Raw genomic sequence first — 17,353 nt, 5'->3', positions numbered from 1 at the left:
GGAAACACGCTCGCCTGCACGCAGATCCTTGTTGCGCCGGCTTGAAACGTCTGCAGTGATGCAGGAGGCAGGGCAACCCAGGAACAGTGACGGCCAGCCTGTCGGCGTCGACGCGTGGCGATCTGCCCACGGGCAGGCATCGTGACGGTTGCGCCAATGGCCCAGACCCTCCCTAATATCGGTTGGCACTTGGGGGAGTTTCCGATGCGCACATTCCTGCTGGCGTCCTGCCTGTTCCTGTCCTGTTCGTGGACCGACCTGGCCCATGCCGGCGACTCCCCTGCCCGGGCTGACGACCACGGTGCCGCACTCGATGCTTATATCGAGAAGGCCATGGCCGACTGGAAGCTTCCCGGACTGGCAATTGCCGTGGTCAAGGACGGCCAGACGGTCTATGTAAAGGGCTTCGGCGTGCGCGAACTGGGTCGCCCGGAACGCGTCGATGCACACACCCGCTTCGGCATGATGTCGACAACCAAGGCAATGACCGCCCTGGCCGTGGCCATGCTGGTCGACGAGGGCAAGCTGGCCTGGGACGAACCAGTGCAAAAGGTGCTGCCCTGGTTCGAGATGCCCGACCCGGCCTTCAGCCGCACGGTCACGGTGCGCGACACCCTGCGCCACAACGCCGGCATCGGGCCCGAAGCCGATCTGCTCTGGCTGCGCGGCGATCTCGACTCGCGCCAGATCCTCGAGCGTGTTCGCGAGCTGACTCCCGCTTACCCGCCCTATTCGAGTTTCAGCTACGCCAACGTCATGTACCAGTTGGCCGGAGAACTGGTCACGAAAGCCTCCGGCATGCCCTGGAACCGATTCGTCGAGACCCGGATCATGGCCCCGCTCGGCATGGACGAATCGAGCGCGACCTACGCCGGCATGAAGAACAGCGGCAGCGAAAACGTCTCGGCGCCCCATTTCGAGATCGACGGCAAACTCGTGCGGGTCAGGGACGGCTCGGTCGACGGCGTTCCGGCTGCCGGCGCGGCCTGGTCGAGCGCACACGACATGGCGCTCTGGCTCGCGTTCCTGCTCGATGACGGCCAGGCCGGCGGCAAGCGACTGGTCAGCGAGAAGAATTTCCACGAGCTGTTCCGCCCGCAGGCCCTGGTCCCCGACGAGCAGTTCTATCCGACCGCCCAACTGACACGCCCGCACTGGATCAGCTATGGACTCGGCTGGTTCGAGCAGGACTATCGCGGCCATTTCGTCGCCATGCACACCGGCAGCATCGATGGCCGCACATCGATCATCGGCCTGATGCCCGATGCAAACCTCGGAGTCTACGTGTTCGGCAACGCCGATCATGTCGAACTGCGCCACGCCCTGATGTGGAAGGTCATGGACCTGTACACCGGCGCCCCGGATCGTGACTGGAGTGCCGAGTTGCTCAAGCTCTACGGCGAGAGCAAGGCAAAACGGAAGACCCTGGAAGCCGCGGCCGATGCCCGACGCGTCAAGGGGACCCGGCCGTCGCATGCCCTGGCCGACTATGCCGGCACCTACAGCAACCCGGCCTTCGGCGACGTCGAAGTGACCCTCGGCAAGCGCATTCTGTCCATGCATTTCGGGCCGCTGCCGGAAAATGCCGGCCCGCTGTCGCACTGGCAGTACGACACGTTCCGCTGGCACAGCGGTGACGGCCGCGGTGGCGAGACTGCGGTCCAGTTCGGCCAGGCAGGCGACGGCAGTATCGCTTCGGTGACCCTGGGCGGTGACGACGGCAGCGTGCACTTCGTGCGCAAGGCGCCACCGGCAAAAAGCGAATAATCGCGCGCAAGCAACCGAGCAGCGAGTCCCGCCCATCGTGCACGAACGCACCTCGGCGTGGTCCGGATGGCCACGAATGGAACGCCGGACGGACGGCGCAGTGTCGCAATGCATGGCGGAAGCTCCGCAGTTCCTTACAATAGGTTCGTTTTGCCATCCTGCCGGAGCACCGCATGCCTGCGATCATCTACAAACGCATCCTCCTCAAGCTCTCCGGCGAAGCCCTCATGGGCGAATCGGACTACGGCATCGACCCCAAGGTCATCGGCCGCCTGGCCCGCGAGATCATCGACGTACGCAACGCCGGCGTGCAGGTCGGCGTGGTCATCGGCGGCGGCAACATATTCCGCGGCGCCGGCCTTGCCGCCTCGGGCATGGACCGCGTTACCGGGGACCACATGGGCATGCTGGCCACGGTCATGAACGCGCTGGCCATGCAGGATGCGATCGAGCGCGCCGGTGGCACCGCGCGCACCATGAGCGCGATCAAGATCAACGAAGTCTGCGAGGATTTCATCCGTCGACGGGCCATCCGCCACCTCGAGAAGGACCGCGTGGTCCTGTTTGCCGCCGGCACCGGCAATCCGTTCTTCACCACCGATTCGGCCGCGGCGTTGCGCGCCATCGAAATCGGCGCCGACCTCCTGCTCAAGGCGACCAAGGTCGATGGCGTGTATTCGGCGGATCCGACCCGGGACCCGAACGCCACGCGCTACGAGACGCTGAGCTACGACGACGTGATCCAGCGCAACCTGCAGGTCATGGATACCAGTGCGATCGCGCTATGCCGCGACCATCGCATTCCGCTGCGCATCTACAACATGTCGCGCGAGGGCGACCTGATGCGGATCATGCAGGGCGAACAGATCGGCACGCTCGTGGGCGGCCCGGGCTGAGCCCGGACTGCCGGCGCCCCCGAAGCACTGCATTCGAACCGGCTGCGGGACTGCCTCGGGCAGACCCTTCCACGGAGCCGGCGCGCCTCATCATCCCGGATCCAGCGACGCGCTGGTCCGAGCCGAAATGGCGGACGCCTCGGACCGCCTGAAGCCCGCAGTGTTGTGCAAATCCCGCCACCCGGCCCGCGTGCGAACGGGCGCCCCGAAAATCCTCGATGCCGCGAGCTCGCCTGCGGTACTGGGCAGGTCCACCCCGCTGCTATACTTCGCGGCCGACAGCAATGCACAACGGGTGACCGCACCATGCTCGAAGCCATCAAGAAAGATGCCCAGACGCGAATGACCAAGAGCGTCGAATCCCTGCGCCAGGATCTCACCCACCTGCGCACCGGCCGCGCCAGCGTGGCCCTGGTCGACCAGCTGCTGGTTCCCTACTACGGGTCCGACGTGCCCCTGCCCCAGGTTGCCAGCATCGCCGTTGCCGATGCGCGTTCGCTGACCATCACGCCGTTCGAGAAGACCATGGTGGCCGTCGTCGAGAAGGCCATCCTCGGCTCCAACCTCGGCCTGACCCCGACCACGGTCGGCCAGGTCATCCGCATCAACCTGCCGGCCCTGACCGAGCAGCGCCGCAAGGAGCTGTCCAAGCAGGTCTCCGGCGAAGGCGAAAACGCCAAGGTGGCGATCCGCAACATCCGCCGCGATGCCATCCACCACGTCAAGGAGCTGCTCAAGGACAAGCAGATCAGCGAGGACGAGGAACGCCGCGGCGAGGACGACATCCAGAAGCTGACGGACCGTTTCGTCAAGGAAGTCGACGGTGTGGTCAAGGCCAAGGAAGAGGAATTGATGGCGATTTAGGAATTTGTCGGACTTGAATCGATCGGGCTGCAAATCCGTCTGCGCGGTCCATATTTCCGCCGCTTCTTGGCCCATGGAACCACTATGGGACTGCGAATCGTCGGAAATCTGCCCTCACGCAGCCGAATTTTCGCCTCGACCGCTCAAGTCCGACAGACTCCTGGGCCGTCGACCCGCTTGCGCCCCGACATGAATCCGACTCCAGAGAGCGCCAATGCGCCGCGCACTCCGCGCCATGTCGCCATCGTCATGGACGGCAACGGGCGCTGGGCCCAGCAGCGCCGGCGTCCGCGCAGCTTCGGCCACCGCGAAGGCCAGAAAGCCTTGCGTGCGACGGTCGAATACTGCCTGCGGCGCGGCATCGAGGCGCTGACCCTGTTCGCCTTCTCGAGCGAGAACTGGAAACGGCCCGAGGATGAAGTCGGTGCGCTGATGCAGTTGTTCCTGAAAGCGCTCGACCGCGAGGTCGACGAATTGCATGGTCACGGGGTGCGCATCGAGTTCATCGGCGATCTCGACGCCTTTTCCCCCGAACTTCGCGAACGCATGCACAAGGCCATGGACAAGACCCGGGCCAATCGCGCGCTGTTCGCCAACGTCGCGGTCAACTACGGCGGCCGCTGGGACATCGCCCAGGCGGCGAACCGGGCCGCCGCGGCGATGCTGCGCGGCGAATTGCCAAACGACGGCATCACCGAGGACTCGCTGGCCCCGTTTTTCGCCCTGGCCGGCCAGCCGCCGGTCGATCTGTTCATCCGCACCGGTGGTGAACTGCGCATCAGCAACTTCCTGCTCTGGCAGTTGGCCTATGCGGAACTGGTTTTCATCGATACGCTGTGGCCGGATGTCGATGCCGGCGTGCTCGATCACGCGATTGCGGAGTTTGCCCGCCGCGAACGGCGTTTCGGGCAGACTTCTGCCCAGGTCGCGGCCGTTTCGAACCAGGGATCCGCATGAAACAACGCATCTTGACCGGCCTGATCCTCGCAGTCATCGCGGTCGCATTCATCCTGCTTGCGTCGGGTCCGCTGTTTGCCGGACTGCTCGCCCTGGTCTGGCTGCTGGCGTACTGGGAGTGGACCCGGCTGATCGGCATGCCGCGGATGGCCACCCGCCTGCTCGCAGTGGCGGCCAATGCGCTGCTCATCGCCGGCCTCTGGAGCGTGCGCGGCGAATCGGCCTGGTGGGCTGCGATCATCGTTGGCCTGCTCTGGTGGCTGCTGAGCCTGCTCTGGATGCGCCATTTCTCGTTCGCAGCCTCGCCTACCCTCGGCAACCGCCTGATCAAACTGGCCGCCGGCACGCTGGCCCTGGTGCCGGCCTGGACCGCCCTGGTCGAGATCCACGAACACCCGCAGCTTGGGCCGGTCTGGACCCTGTTTGCCCTGGTCCTGGTCTGGGCCGCCGACAGCTTTGCCTACTTTGCCGGCAGCCGCTTCGGTCGCAACAAGCTGGCTCCGCGGATCAGCCCGGGCAAGACGCTGGAGGGGGTCTGGGGTGCCCTGGCCGGTAGCGGTGTGGTCGCCGCGGTGGGCGGATGGTGGCTCGGCGAACGCGACTGGGCGCTGGCGCTGCTGATCGCGCTCGGCCTGCTCTGCGTGGTCTATTCGGTCATCGGCGACCTCTTCGAGAGCCTGATGAAGCGCCAGGCCAACGTCAAGGATTCCGGCTCCCTGTTTCCCGGCCATGGTGGCCTGCTCGACCGCCTCGATGGCGTCTTCGCGGCGATTCCGGTGTTTGCCGCGGGCAAGACCGTGATCGACCTGTTCTACCCGTCATGATGCGCATCGCGCTGCTCGGCGCGACCGGCTCGATCGGCGCGAGTACGCTCGACGTCGTCGCCCGGCATCCCGACCGATTCCGCATCACCGCCCTGAGTGCCCATCGCAATGTCGCCAGCCTGGCCGAGCTGTGCCGGCGCTTCAACCCCGAGATGGCGGTCATCGCCGATCCGGCCGGGGCCGACGAGCTGGCGCAGCGGCTGCGCGACTTCGCTGTCGGTTCGCGCGTCATGGCCGGTCCGCAGGCCCTGATCGAAGCGGCCGCTGGCGCGCATGCGGATTGCGTGGTCGCCGCGATCGTCGGGGCCGCCGGCCTGGAATCCACGCTGGCCGCGGCCCGGGCTGGCAAACGCCTGCTGCTGGCCAACAAGGAATCGGTGGTGATGGCCGGGTCGCTGCTGAAAGCGGCCCTGGCCGAGGGCGGTGGCGAGCTGCTGCCGCTGGATTCCGAGCACAACGCCGTCTTCCAGTGCCTGCCGGGCGGTCGCCCGGACCTCGCCCGGGCCGGCGTGCGCCGCATCGTCCTGACCGCCTCCGGTGGCCCGTTCCGCGGGCGCAGGCGCGAGGAACTGGCCGGGGTCACCCCCGACATGGCCTGCGCCCACCCGAACTGGAGCATGGGACGCAAGATCTCGGTCGATTCGGCAACCCTCATGAACAAGGGCCTCGAGGTCATCGAGGCCCACCTGCTGTTCGGCGCCGCTGCCGCCGACATCGATGTCGTCGTGCATGCGCAGAGCATCATCCACTCGATGGTCGAATACGTGGACGGCTCGGTGCTGGCCCAACTCGGCAATCCCGACATGCGCACCGCCATCGCCCATGCCCTGGCTTGGCCCGAGCGCATCGAAGCCGGCGTCGCCGCACTGAACCTGATCGATATCGCCCGGCTCGACTTCGAGGTCGCCGACCGTGCGACCTTCCGTTGCCTGGACCTGGCCTACCAGGCCATGGCAGCCGGCGGCACCGCGCCGATCACCCTGAATGCGGCGAACGAAGAGGCCGTTGCCGCCTTCCTGGCCGGGACCCTGCCTTTCCTTGCCATTGACCGGGTCATTGCAGACTGCCTGGAACGGCTGCCTGCCGGCAGCGTGCAGGATCTGCCCGGCCTGCTTGACAGTGATTTAACCGCGCGACGGGAAGCACAACGTATCATTGCGGGCCTGGCGGCCTGATTTTCATGCCGCGACAGCGCCTGCCTGCCCACCGAACCGCGCCGGCGCCGGCCAAAGCAACGCGAGAGATGCCTGGATGAACGAGTTTTTTGGTTCCGTGTGGTGGCTGATCGTCACCCTCGGCCTGCTGGTCACCTTCCACGAGTTTGGCCATTTCATCGTGGCCCGGCTGTGCGGGGTCAAGGTGCTGCGTTTCTCGGTCGGCTTCGGCAAACCGCTGTGGATGCGCCGTGACCGGCGTGGTACCGAGTTCGCCGTGGCCGCGATCCCGTTGGGCGGTTATGTCAAGATGCTCGACGAGCGCGAGGCCGAGGTTGCGCCCGAGGAACTGGACCAGGCGCACAACCGCAAGCCGGTCGGCCAGCGCATGGCGATCGCCGCCGCCGGCCCCGCCTTCAACCTGATTTTCACCCTGTTCGCGTTCTGGCTGATGTTCGTGGTCGGCAAACCCGACTACCTGCCGATCGTCGACGCACCGACAGGTATCGCCGCCGAGGCCGGCATGCGTGCCGGAGACCGCATCACCTCGGTCGACGGCACGGCAGTCGGTTCCTGGAGCGATGCCCTGCAGAAACTCGGCGAGGATGCCGTCGGACGCTTCGACGCCAGCGTGGGCGTGACCACGGCCGACGGCGCCACGACGACGCGCACGCTGGCCTTCAGCGGCCTGCCGCGCAGCGTCGGCGAAGACCAGCTGTTCGATGCGATCGGTCTGCGCCTGCAACCGCGCGAACGCGAGCCGGTGATCGGCCGGGTCGGCGACGGCATGCCGGCCAAGGCCGCCGGCCTCGAGGTCGGTGACCGCATCCTGCGCATCAACGCCCGCGACATCGCAAGCTTTTCCGACATCGAGACGATCGTTCCCGAGGAAGCGGCGAAGGATCCCGAGCTTTCCCTGGTGATCCGGCGCGGTGACGAACAGCTCGACGTTCGCCTGATCGCCACCGAGACAGACGGCGCCGACGGCAAGAAACGCTACGTGATCGGGATCGGCAGCACCGATGCCCACGACGCCCTGCAGCAATACGGCCCGCTGGCCGCCATTCCGCAGGCCTTCGCCAAGACCTGGGACACCACCAAGAGCTCGCTCGGCATGCTCAAGATGCTGGTCGTAGGTCGGGCCAGCCTCGAAAACCTGTCCGGACCGATCACCATAGCCCGCTTCGCCAACGGATCGGCGCAACTGGGGCTGCCCTGGTTCCTCAATTTCCTCGCCATCATTTCGCTGTCGCTGGCGATTATCAACCTGCTGCCGATTCCGATCTTGGACGGCGGCCACCTGCTGTATTACCTTATCGAACTGGTCAAAGGCAGTCCGGTGAGTGAACGCACCCAGATTTTCGGCCAATATGCCGGCCTGATGATGTTGGTGGCCCTGATGGGGCTCGCGTTCTACAACGATATTCTTCGGCTGCTCACCTGAGCCGGTTCTGCCCAATAACAACGGATGCGGTGCGCCCTCACCGCAAGCCGACCCTGTCTCAACGGAAGTGACGATGAAACGTATCGCCGCCCTGCTCTTGCTTGCCTGGCTGAGCACCCAGAACGCCTTCGCCTTCGACGCCTTCACCGTGTCGGACATTCGCATCGATGGATTGTCGCGCATCGCGCCGGGCACGGTGTTCACCTACCTGCCGGTCGAGAAGGGCGATGTGCTGACCCCTGATCGCGCCGAACAGGCGATTCGTGCGCTCTACAAGACCGGCTTCTTCAACGACGTCTCATTGAGCCGGCAGGGGGATATCCTGGTCATCACGATCGTCGAGCGACCTTCGATATCGAAGATCGCGATCCGCGGCAACAAGGATCTCAAGGACGAGGACCTGCGCAACGGCCTCAAGGGCATCGGCCTGGCCGAGGGTGAAACCTTCAACCGTCTCAAGCTCGATTCGGTGCAGCAGGAGCTGACCCGTCAGTACTACAACCGAGGCAAGTACAACGTTTCGGTCAAGACCTCGGTAGTCAACCTCGACCGCAACCGCGTCGAAGTGGCGATCAACATCGCCGAGGGCAAGCCGGCCAGGATCCAGCATCTGAACGTCGTCGGCAACGAAACCTTCAAGACCAAGAAGATCCTCGAGGACTTCCAGTCCGACACGACCAACTGGACCTCGTGGTACTCCAAGGACGACCAGTATTCGCGCGAGAAGATGTCCGGCGATCTCGAGCGCCTGTCCTCGTTCTACCTCGATCGCGGCTATGTCGATTTCAGCGTCGATTCCACCCAGGTCTCGATGAGCCCCGACAAGCGCAAGATGTATGTGGTCGCCAACATCAAGGAAGGCGAGGTCTATTCGGTCACCGACATCAAGCTGACCGGCGATCTCATCCTCAAGGACGAAGACCTGCGCAAACTGCTGCAGATCAAATCCGGCGAGATCTTCTCGCGACGCCAGGTCGAACAGTCCGCCGACGCGATCACCTCGGCCCTGTCCAACATCGGCTACGCGTTCGCCGAGGTCAACCCGATTCCCGAGATCAACCGCGAGACGCGGGAAGTCGCACTCAATTTCCAGGTCGTCCCCGGCCAGCGCGTGTACGTGCGCCGGATCACCTTCAAGGGCAACCAGCATACCGAGGACCAGGTGCTGCGGCGGGAAATGCGCCAGCTCGAGGGTGCGTGGTACTCGCAGGCCGCCATCGATCGCTCCAAGATACGGTTGCAGCGCCTCGGCTACTTCAAGACCGTGACCATCGACACGCCGCGCGTACCCGGCCAGGAAGACCAGGTCGACGTCGCCGTGACGATCGAAGAGCAGCCATCCGGCAGCTTCACGTTCGGTGTCGGCTACTCGCAGGTGCAGGGCCTGATCACCAGTATTGCCCTGCAGCAGAACAACTTCTTCGGAACCGGTGACCGCGTCGGCCTGACCCTGCAGCGCAGCTCGTACCTGAAGACCTACAGCATCTCCTACTTCGAGCCGTACCTGACCGACGACAGCATCGGCCTTGGCTATGACATCAGCCATCGCGAACTCGATTCCGGCCAGGCCAACATCGCGAACTACCTGACCAACTCGGATAACTTCAGCACCTACGTCGGCCTGCCGCTGACCGAAAGCGATACCCTGAATACCCGGATCGGACTGAGCAAGACGACGATCCGGACCTTCAACGGGACCACGCCGCAGGTCTTCATCGACTACCTGCGCGCGCTGAACCACAACACCTTCCACACGGGCAGCCTCGAGTTTTCCTGGGCCCATGACACCCGCAACAAGTTCTACAACCCGACCCGCGGTTCGCTGCAGACCGTTTCCTTCGAAACCACCCTGCCCGGCTCCACCGTCGAGTACTTCAAGTTCCGCTATCTGTATTCGCAGTACATCCCGATCACCGACAAGTTGACCTTCTTCGGCAGCGCCTCGCTCGGCTATGGCGGCAGCTACAAGGGCGTCTACCGCACCGGCATCGACGACGGCCAGGATCCTCCCGTGGTCACGGAATACGGTGCCCGCGGCCTGCCGTTCTTCGAGAACTTCTTCGCCGGCGGCACCTCCGACGTTCGCGGCTTCCGCGACAACACGCTTGGCCCGGTCGATTTCACCGGCGGGTTCCGCCAGCCACTCGGCGGCGCCTTCAAGACGGTCGCAACAGCCGAAATCATCTTCCCGACGCCGTTCGTCAAGGAAAACGACAACTCCACCCGCCTGTCCTGGTTCGTCGACGTCGGCAACGTGTTCAAGGACTACAACTCCTGGAGCGCCAAGGAACTGCGTGCGTCGACCGGCCTTTCGTTCCAGTGGCGGGCGCCGATCGGTCCGATCATCATCAGTTTCTCGAAGCCCTTGCGCAAAAAGCCCGGGGACGAAACGGAATCCATCCAGTTCACCTTCGGTCCTCAGTTCTAATCTGGGCAAGCGGCGGTCGGGTGGTCGAAACGAGATCGGGAGAACTCGCTTGACTGGTTCACGGCTTCACCTTTCCCAGGCTCCGCAGGTCCGGCCGACATCGGCGGGACCGGGCCCAGCGCACAGACAGGGCGCGAAGGCCAAGGCAGCATCCGCTGCGTGCGCGGCCCCGGATCGGGAGCTGCACCGCAAACGAGCTGCCGGATGGGTGGAATAAGGTGAAACGTTCCATCTGCGCAACGGGAACCAGGCTGTGGAGGGCCTTGCTGATGGCGCTCGCCCTCGGCCTGGCCTCCTCCGCTGGTGCGCAATCGCCGGCCATGCGCATCGGTTACGTAGACATGAAGCGTCTGCTCGACAATGCCCCCCAGGTGATGGCCGGCAGACAGAAGCTCGAACGCGAGTTCGCCCCGCGGGATGCCGCGCTGAATGCGGATGAAGCGCGTCTTGCCTCGATGCGTTCGCGCTACGAGCGGGAGAATGCCGGCATGAACCGAAGCGACGCGGAAGCCCTGCGCCGCGAGATCGACGCGCTGGACCGTTCGATCAAGCGCAATCGCGAGAATCTCCGCAGCGAACTGAAGACTCGCAGCGACCAGGAACTCGACCGCAGCTGGCGCGAGATCAACAACGCAGTGATCGAGTTCGCGCGCGAGCAGGGCATCGACCTGATCGTGCCAAGCCCGGTGGTCTATGCGAGCCCGCGCATCGACGTGACCGACCAGGTCCTCGAACGGCTCCGGCGTGAACAGGGTGCAAGAGGTGCGACGCCATGACTCCCCTGCCTCGTGCCTTCGCCCTGGGTGAAATCGCCGAACGCTTCGGGCTCGAGCTCAAGGGCGATCCGGCGAAGCCGATCCGCGGCGTCTCGACGCTTGCCTCGGCCGCGGATGACCAGATCGGATTCCTTGCCAATCCCCGCTATCGCTCCCAATTGGCCACGACCGCCGCGGCTGCCGTGATCGTCGGGCCGAAGGACGCCAGCGAAGCCGATGGCCGGCAAACCTCCCTGCTTGTTGCGGGGGAGCCGTATGTCGCGTTTGCCCGGGTCGCATCCCTGTTCGAACATGAGCGACCGCCCGCACCGGGGATCCATCCGACCGCGGTGACGGCCGAATCCGCACACATTGCGGCAACGGCATCGATCGGCCCGCATTGCGTCATCGAGGACGGCGCCGTGATCGAGGAGGGCGCGGTCATCGGCCCGCATTGCGCTATCGGTCCGGACTGTGTCGTTGGTACGCAATCGCGGTTGTCGGCCCGCGTCGTGCTGGTCGGCCGCGTCCGCCTGGGCCGGCGCGTACTCGTACACCCGGGGGCCGTGATTGGCGCCGATGGCTTCGGGCTCGCCTTCGATCGCGACCACTGGATCAAGGTGCCACAGCTGGGCGGGGTCGTGATTGGCGACGATTGCGAGATCGGCGCAAACACGACCATCGACCGCGGCGCCCTCGAGGATACGGTCCTCGAGGAGGATGTCCGCCTCGATAACCAGATACAGATCGCGCACAACGTACGGATCGGGGCGCATACCGCGATCGCCGGTTGCGCGGCCATCGCCGGCAGCTCGAGGATCGGCCGCTACTGCCTGATCGGCGGCGGGGCTGGCATAATTGGCCATTTGACGATTGCCGACCGCGTGACGATCACGGCGATGAGTCTGGTCACCCACTCCATCCGCGAACCCGGCGAGTACTCGTCCGGAACCCCCATCCAGGAAAGTCGGCTCTGGCGACGCAATGCCGCGCGCTTCAAGCATCTCGACCAGCTGGCACGACACGTTGCAGACAAGAACAAGGGACATCCGCATGAATGAAGCAAATCCAACGACCGCGCATGGCCCGATCGATGTGCGCCGCATCACCCAGTTGCTGCCGCACCGATTCCCGTTCCTGCTGATCGACCGCGTGCTTTCCTGGGAACCCGGCAAGCGCCTGACCGCGATCAAGAACGTGACCTTCAACGAGCCGTTCTTCCAGGGCCATTTCCCGGGCCATCCGGTCATGCCCGGCGTTCTCGTCATCGAGGCCCTGGCCCAGGCTTCGGGTGCGCTGGTGCAGTTGTCCGCCAGCGATGATCCGAACCAACCCGCCCTGTTCTACCTGGTCAAGATCGACAAGGCACGCTTCAGTCGGGTCGTCGTGCCGGGCGACCAGCTCGTGCTCGAAGTCGAGCAGAAGCGCACCCTGCGCCGCATGGGACTCTTTGTCGGCCAGGCCAAGGTCGACAACGAAGTGGTCGCCGAGGCCGAATTGCTCTGCGCCGAACGGAGGGAAGGATGATCCATCCCTCAGCCCTGATCGACCCGAGCGCGAAAATCGGCGACAACGTCAGTATCGGCGCTTTCAGCATCATTGGTCGGGATGTGGAAATCGGGGACGGCACGACGATCGGACCGCACGTGGTCATCGAAGGACCGACCCGGATCGGCCGCGACAACCGGATCTGGCAGTTCGCCTCGATCGGCGCGGCGCCGCAGGACAAGAAATTCCATGGCGAGCAGTCGCGCCTGGAGATCGGCGACCGCAACATGATCCGCGAATTCGTCACCTTCAATCGTGGCACCGAGGAAGGCGGCGGCGTGACCCGCATCGGCAACGACAACTGGCTGATGGCCTACGTGCACATCGCCCATGATTGCGTGGTCGGCAACAACGCGATCTTCTCCAACGCCTCGTCGCTGGCCGGCCACGTGACCGTCGACGACTGGGTCATCCTCGGCGGTTTCACCCTGGTCCATCAATTCTGCCAGGTCGGCGCGCATGCCTTCACGGCGATGGGCGCAATCATCAACCGCGACGTGCCGCCCTACGTCACCGTCGCCGGCAGCTTTGCCGAACCCAAGGGCATCAACTCCGAGGGCCTGCGTCGCCGCGGCTATTCGTCCGACCGGATCATGTCGATCAAGCGCGCCTATCGAACCCTGTACAACTCCGGACTGCCCCTGTCGGAAGCCCGATCCGAGCTGGCCCGCGCCGCCGAAGGCGCACCCGACGTCAAGCTCATGCTCGATTTCATCGAACGCTCGCAGCGTTCGTTGGTGCGCTGAGGGCCGGGATTCGGGATTGGGGATTGAGGATTCGAAAGGGCTTGCCCGCAGCGGACAGCATTCCGCGAACCGCAACCGCCTACCTTGGCCTGGGGCTTGCGCCGCACCACAAGGTCGCAGGAAATCATGACCGAATCCCGAATCCCCAATCCCGAATCCCGGCTCTTCGTGCTTGTCGCCGGCGAAGTCTCCGGCGACCTGCTTGGCGCGCGGTTGATCGAAGGGCTGCGCGAGCGCTTCCCGGATGCGCGCTTCGCCGGCATCGGCGGGCCGAACATGGTTGCCGCCGGTTTCGAGGCCTGGTTTCCGGCCGAACGCCTGGCCGTGATGGGCCTGGCTGAAGTATTGCGTCACCTGCCGGGCTTGCTGCGGATCCGGCGTGAGGTGCGCCAGCGCACGCTGGCGTTGCGCCCGGACGCCTTCATCGGCATCGATGCGCCCGATTTCAACCTCGCTCTCGAACGTTCGCTCAAGCACGCCGGCATCCGCACCATCCACTACGTCAGCCCTTCGATCTGGGCCTGGCGCGAAAAACGCGCCGAACGGATCGGCGAGAGCGCCGATCGCGTGCTCTGCCTGTTCCCGATGGAACCGCCGGTCTATGCGCGCCATGGCGTCGATGCCCGCTTCGTCGGCCACCCGCTGGCCGACGCCTTTGCCCTGGATCCCGACCAGGCCGCCGCGCGGGCGGCGCTCGGACTGGCCTCCGATGGGCCGGTCCTGGCCATGCTGCCCGGCAGCCGGCTCGGTGAAATAGCCCGACTTGGCGCCGACTTCATCGGCGCCGCGCGCATCCTCTCCGCTCAGATTCCGAATCTCCAGGTTGTCGTACCGATGGCCAACGAGGCGTGTCGGGCTGCTTTCGCCAGCTTGCTGGCGAAAGCGGGATTGGGAATTGGGGATTCGGGATTCGGACAAGACGCAGCGGAGTCCGCGACGACCGGGCGCCATTCCGAATCCCCAATCCCGAATCCCCAATCCCGGCCATCGATACTTGTTGTCGATGGCCAGTCCCACACCGCGATGATCGCCGCGGATGCGATCCTGCTTGCCTCGGGCACGGCCGCGCTCGAGGCCATGCTGGCCAAGCGTCCGATGGTGGTCGCCTACCGCATCGCCCGACTGACATACTGGATCGTCAAGGGTCTCGGCCTGCTCAAGGTCGACCGCTACTCGCTGCCGAACCATCTGGCCGGGCGCGACCTCGTTCCCGAACTGATGCAGGACGACTGCACGCCCGAGGCGCTGGCCGCCGCGTTGCGTGGCCCGTTGCTCGAGCGACACATCGATGGTGCCCTGCTTGCCGAATATCGCCGTCTGCACGAGCTGTTGCGGGGCGATGCCGACCACAATGCGGCCGCTGCGGTCATCGATGCATAGGCGCCGCTGCGAGCACGTATTGACGCCCGCGGCCGGTGCGCCCACGATTTCGCTTTCAGGCAGGAAACCCGATGCAACCGGATCCGGTCATCGAAGCCGCTGACGACCCGGGCCCGGGGTCACCCGACGCACCGAAGGCTTCGGCGCGGAACGCGGGACGACAGGCCCTCCTGCGCGCTTTCGCGCTGCTCGCCTTCGTCGCCATGCTCGCGTGCGTCCCGCTCGCCGAAAAGCTCGAGCTGGAAAAGGAGTTCGCCCTGGCCGTGGTCTGTGCCAGCACGCTGGTGCTCCTGTTCGTCACGGCGCGGCTTTCCTTTGCCTTGCTCCTGGTCGCCCTGCTCGTTTCCACCCTGGCCACGGCCAGCATGTTCAAGCTCGAGTTCCTGCTGACCCCGGTGCTGGCGCCCGACCTCGAGTACTACATCAACACGCAGTCGCTCGAGTGGCTCGGCCGCTATCCGATCCTGCTCGCCTTCGTCGTGATCACCGTGGGACTGGTGCCGCTGCTGCTGGTTCCGGCCTGGCGCTGGGACCCGGCGCCATCCGCGTGGCACTTTCGGCATGGCCGTGCGCGACTGATTCGCGCCATCGGGACGCTCGGTGCGGCCGCCGTTCTCGCCGCATGCCTGTCGCCGCGGGGCCCGTTCAGTGGCGCGTTCAACAAGCCGATGTGGGCGACCATCACCGACCGCAGCTACCTCACCGCATTCCTTGCCTCCTTCAGCGATACCGAAGTCCGCATACCGCCATCACCGCCGACGGTCGATACGTCGATCAGCTGGAAACTCGATGCGCCGCTGCGGGCACCGCAGCATCGCCCGGATGTCGTCGCCGTGCTCGAGGAAAGCACCTTCGACCCGCGCATGCTCGACGTCTGCACGATCCCGCAGTGCAAGCTGTCGATGTTCCTGCCCGATGCGCGCACACGCGCCAGCGGTCCCCTGATCGTGCATACCTTCGGCGGCGGCACCTGGACCAGCGAGTTCGCCCTCGAAACCGGCCTGGCCGATGTCCTGTTCGGCAACGCCGGTCTGTACGCACCGTACAGCCTGGCGCCGCGCGTCGGACATACCCTGCCGCGGGCGTTCAAGGCCGCCGGCTATCGGACGATCGCCGTGTATTCGCACAGCGGTGAATTCCTCAATGCGCGCAATGCCTACGCCAACTACGGCTTCGACATGTTCTACGACGGTACCGACCTCGGCCTCGGCTGGGACAGCACCGACGCCGACCTGCTGCAGGTCCTGCGCCAGATCTATTCCGACGAGACCGAGGCGCACCCGGATCAACCGCTGTTCCTGTTCACGCTGACCCTGCACCAGCATGGTCCGCACATGACACCCTTGCAGGAATTGCCGGCGCCGTTCGACAAGCCGCTGTTCACCGGCAAGTTCAAGCCGGCGGACCTGGATCGCTGGCTGAATCTCAATCTCGGCAACTATCTCCATCGTGCCGGGCTCTCCAGCCAGATGCTGGAAGCGCTCGAATCGATGCTCTGGTCGAGTGGCCGCGAAACCGTGCTGATGCACTTCGGCGATCACCAGCCGTCATTCGACGGCGCCATGCACGCGATACCGAAAACCGTGCCGAAGGCCGCAGGCCCGAATGCCAGCCGGGTCACCTACTTCATGCTCAAGACCAGTTTTCCGATGGCCAGGATGCGCCAATACGATGCCCTCGACATTGTCTATCTGGGCTCCCTGCTGCTCGATGCCGCCGGCGTGCCCAAGGACGCCTTCTACCAGGCCAATACCCTGCTGCGCGAACGCTGCGCCGGTCGTTACCTGACCTGCAAGGATTCCGGCATGCTGGCCGCGTACCACGACTACCTGTTCAACAGGCTCAAGGACCTGCGGGATGAGGAGTGAGTCGCTGTTCCCCGAAGCCGACGAGTGCAGCCGTTTGGCGCACGTCGCCGGCGTCGACGAAGCCGGCCGCGGGCCGCTGGCCGGCCCGGTCGTCATTGCCGCGGTGATACTCGATCCGGCGCGTCCGATCGACGGCCTGGCCGATTCCAAGGCCCTCGATGCGAGCCGGCGCGAGCAGCTTGCGACATTGATCCGCTCGCACGCGCTGGCCTGGGCAGTCTGCGCCGTGGAGGCCGACGAAATCGATCGCCTGAACATCCTCGCGGCGACCCTGGTCGGGATGTCGCGTGCGCTGCGCAGGCTGCAACCGGGGCCGGCCCTGGCCCTGATCGACGGCAACCGGCTGCCGTCCGACCTGCCCTGTCCGGGCCGCGCGATCGTGCGTGGCGATGCCAGCGAACCCGCCATCAGCGCCGCCTCGATCCTGGCCAAGACCGAGCGCGACCGCCTCATGCTCGAACTCGACCTTCGTTACCCCGGCTACGGGTTCAAGCGCCACAAGGGCTACCCGACCGCAGCCCATGTCCGCGCGCTGGGCGCGCTTGGGCCCTGCCCCGAACACCGACGCAGTTTCGCCCCCGTACGCGCCTGTCTCGCCCCCGGCGCGCGGATTCCGCCGCCGCCCCGCTTCGAGGGCATGGGCTGACGCCAACCCGGGCGCACGTGCTGCGGGCAAGGACACCGCGGATTCCCCACGGGCAGGGCGTTCCAGAGTTGCGCTG

15 protein-coding genes are annotated in these 17,353 nt (G+C 65.4%); all 15 read left to right on the top strand.

What is annotated here, in order from left to right:
* Positions 1-204: 204 nt before the first annotated feature.
* Positions 205-1,767, top strand: a complete 1,563-nt coding sequence (locus BM125_RS14865; protein WP_175498111.1) for a serine hydrolase — start codon at positions 205-207, stop codon at positions 1,765-1,767.
* 173 nt (positions 1,768-1,940) lie between these two features.
* Complete coding sequence (gene pyrH, locus BM125_RS14860; protein WP_092409380.1) at positions 1,941-2,663, top strand: UMP kinase; 723 nt, start codon at positions 1,941-1,943, stop codon at positions 2,661-2,663.
* 306 nt (positions 2,664-2,969) lie between these two features.
* A complete protein-coding gene (gene frr, locus BM125_RS14855) occupies positions 2,970-3,527 on the top strand; it encodes a ribosome recycling factor (protein WP_092409378.1) in 558 nt (185 codons plus the stop codon).
* Between the two features lie 189 nt (positions 3,528-3,716).
* Positions 3,717-4,484 (top strand): polyprenyl diphosphate synthase, encoded by a 768-nt coding sequence (uppS, locus tag BM125_RS14850; protein ID WP_092409377.1) that lies wholly within the window; start codon positions 3,717-3,719, stop codon positions 4,482-4,484.
* Positions 4,481-5,308 (top strand): phosphatidate cytidylyltransferase, encoded by an 828-nt coding sequence (locus BM125_RS14845; protein WP_092409375.1) that lies wholly within the window; start codon positions 4,481-4,483, stop codon positions 5,306-5,308. Before uppS ends, BM125_RS14845 begins: the two co-directional genes overlap by 4 nt.
* Positions 5,305-6,483, top strand: coding sequence for a 1-deoxy-D-xylulose-5-phosphate reductoisomerase (locus tag BM125_RS14840; RefSeq protein ID WP_092409373.1), 1,179 nt, complete (start codon positions 5,305-5,307; stop codon positions 6,481-6,483). The genes BM125_RS14845 and BM125_RS14840 overlap by 4 nt, the downstream gene beginning before the upstream one ends.
* Before the next feature lie 76 nt (positions 6,484-6,559).
* Positions 6,560-7,906, top strand: coding sequence for an RIP metalloprotease RseP (gene rseP, locus BM125_RS14835; protein WP_092409371.1), 1,347 nt, complete (start codon positions 6,560-6,562; stop codon positions 7,904-7,906).
* A gap of 73 nt (positions 7,907-7,979) precedes the next feature.
* A complete protein-coding gene (gene bamA / locus BM125_RS14830; protein ID WP_092409369.1) occupies positions 7,980-10,334 on the top strand; it encodes an outer membrane protein assembly factor BamA in 2,355 nt (784 codons plus the stop codon).
* A 218-nt stretch (positions 10,335-10,552) separates the two neighbouring features.
* Positions 10,553-11,110 (top strand): OmpH/Skp family outer membrane protein, encoded by a 558-nt coding sequence (locus tag BM125_RS14825; RefSeq protein ID WP_139225033.1) that lies wholly within the window; start codon positions 10,553-10,555, stop codon positions 11,108-11,110.
* Complete coding sequence (gene lpxD / locus BM125_RS14820; RefSeq protein ID WP_092409365.1) at positions 11,107-12,150, top strand: UDP-3-O-(3-hydroxymyristoyl)glucosamine N-acyltransferase; 1,044 nt, start codon at positions 11,107-11,109, stop codon at positions 12,148-12,150. The genes BM125_RS14825 and lpxD overlap by 4 nt, the downstream gene beginning before the upstream one ends.
* Positions 12,143-12,616 carry a 3-hydroxyacyl-ACP dehydratase FabZ gene (gene fabZ / locus BM125_RS14815; RefSeq protein WP_092409363.1) on the top strand — a complete coding sequence of 158 codons (474 nt, stop codon included), beginning with the start codon at positions 12,143-12,145 and terminating at the stop codon, positions 12,614-12,616. Before lpxD ends, fabZ begins: the two co-directional genes overlap by 8 nt.
* Positions 12,613-13,383, top strand: a complete 771-nt coding sequence (lpxA, locus tag BM125_RS14810) for an acyl-ACP--UDP-N-acetylglucosamine O-acyltransferase (RefSeq protein WP_092409361.1) — start codon at positions 12,613-12,615, stop codon at positions 13,381-13,383. Before fabZ ends, lpxA begins: the two co-directional genes overlap by 4 nt.
* A 126-nt stretch (positions 13,384-13,509) precedes the next feature.
* Positions 13,510-14,763 (top strand): lipid-A-disaccharide synthase, encoded by a 1,254-nt coding sequence (lpxB, locus tag BM125_RS14805; RefSeq protein WP_092409359.1) that lies wholly within the window; start codon positions 13,510-13,512, stop codon positions 14,761-14,763.
* A 71-nt stretch (positions 14,764-14,834) separates the two neighbouring features.
* Complete coding sequence (locus BM125_RS14800; RefSeq protein WP_092409357.1) at positions 14,835-16,631, top strand: sulfatase-like hydrolase/transferase; 1,797 nt, start codon at positions 14,835-14,837, stop codon at positions 16,629-16,631.
* A complete protein-coding gene (gene rnhB / locus BM125_RS14795; RefSeq protein WP_092409355.1) occupies positions 16,621-17,277 on the top strand; it encodes a ribonuclease HII in 657 nt (218 codons plus the stop codon). Before BM125_RS14800 ends, rnhB begins: the two co-directional genes overlap by 11 nt.
* Positions 17,278-17,353: the final 76 nt, after the last annotated feature.

The organism is Dokdonella immobilis (assembly GCF_900115085.1).
Taxonomy (GTDB): Bacteria; Pseudomonadota; Gammaproteobacteria; order Xanthomonadales; family Rhodanobacteraceae; genus Dokdonella; species Dokdonella immobilis.
Note: the sequence above shows the minus strand (reverse complement) of the source record. Positions and strands in the feature narration are given on the sequence as shown.

Coding starts and splice junctions, on each gene's coding strand:
- lpxA (WP_092409361.1), top strand. CDS start 12,613: ATGATCCATCCCTCAGCCCTGATCGACCCGAGCGCGAAAATCGGCGAC.
- BM125_RS14800 (WP_092409357.1), top strand. CDS start 14,835: ATGCAACCGGATCCGGTCATCGAAGCCGCTGACGACCCGGGCCCGGGG.
- BM125_RS14865 (WP_175498111.1), top strand. CDS start 205: ATGCGCACATTCCTGCTGGCGTCCTGCCTGTTCCTGTCCTGTTCGTGG.
- uppS (WP_092409377.1), top strand. CDS start 3,717: ATGAATCCGACTCCAGAGAGCGCCAATGCGCCGCGCACTCCGCGCCAT.
- lpxD (WP_092409365.1), top strand. CDS start 11,107: ATGACTCCCCTGCCTCGTGCCTTCGCCCTGGGTGAAATCGCCGAACGC.
- lpxB (WP_092409359.1), top strand. CDS start 13,510: ATGACCGAATCCCGAATCCCCAATCCCGAATCCCGGCTCTTCGTGCTT.
- pyrH (WP_092409380.1), top strand. CDS start 1,941: ATGCCTGCGATCATCTACAAACGCATCCTCCTCAAGCTCTCCGGCGAA.
- frr (WP_092409378.1), top strand. CDS start 2,970: ATGCTCGAAGCCATCAAGAAAGATGCCCAGACGCGAATGACCAAGAGC.
- BM125_RS14845 (WP_092409375.1), top strand. CDS start 4,481: ATGAAACAACGCATCTTGACCGGCCTGATCCTCGCAGTCATCGCGGTC.
- BM125_RS14840 (WP_092409373.1), top strand. CDS start 5,305: ATGATGCGCATCGCGCTGCTCGGCGCGACCGGCTCGATCGGCGCGAGT.
- rseP (WP_092409371.1), top strand. CDS start 6,560: ATGAACGAGTTTTTTGGTTCCGTGTGGTGGCTGATCGTCACCCTCGGC.
- fabZ (WP_092409363.1), top strand. CDS start 12,143: ATGAATGAAGCAAATCCAACGACCGCGCATGGCCCGATCGATGTGCGC.
- rnhB (WP_092409355.1), top strand. CDS start 16,621: ATGAGGAGTGAGTCGCTGTTCCCCGAAGCCGACGAGTGCAGCCGTTTG.
- bamA (WP_092409369.1), top strand. CDS start 7,980: ATGAAACGTATCGCCGCCCTGCTCTTGCTTGCCTGGCTGAGCACCCAG.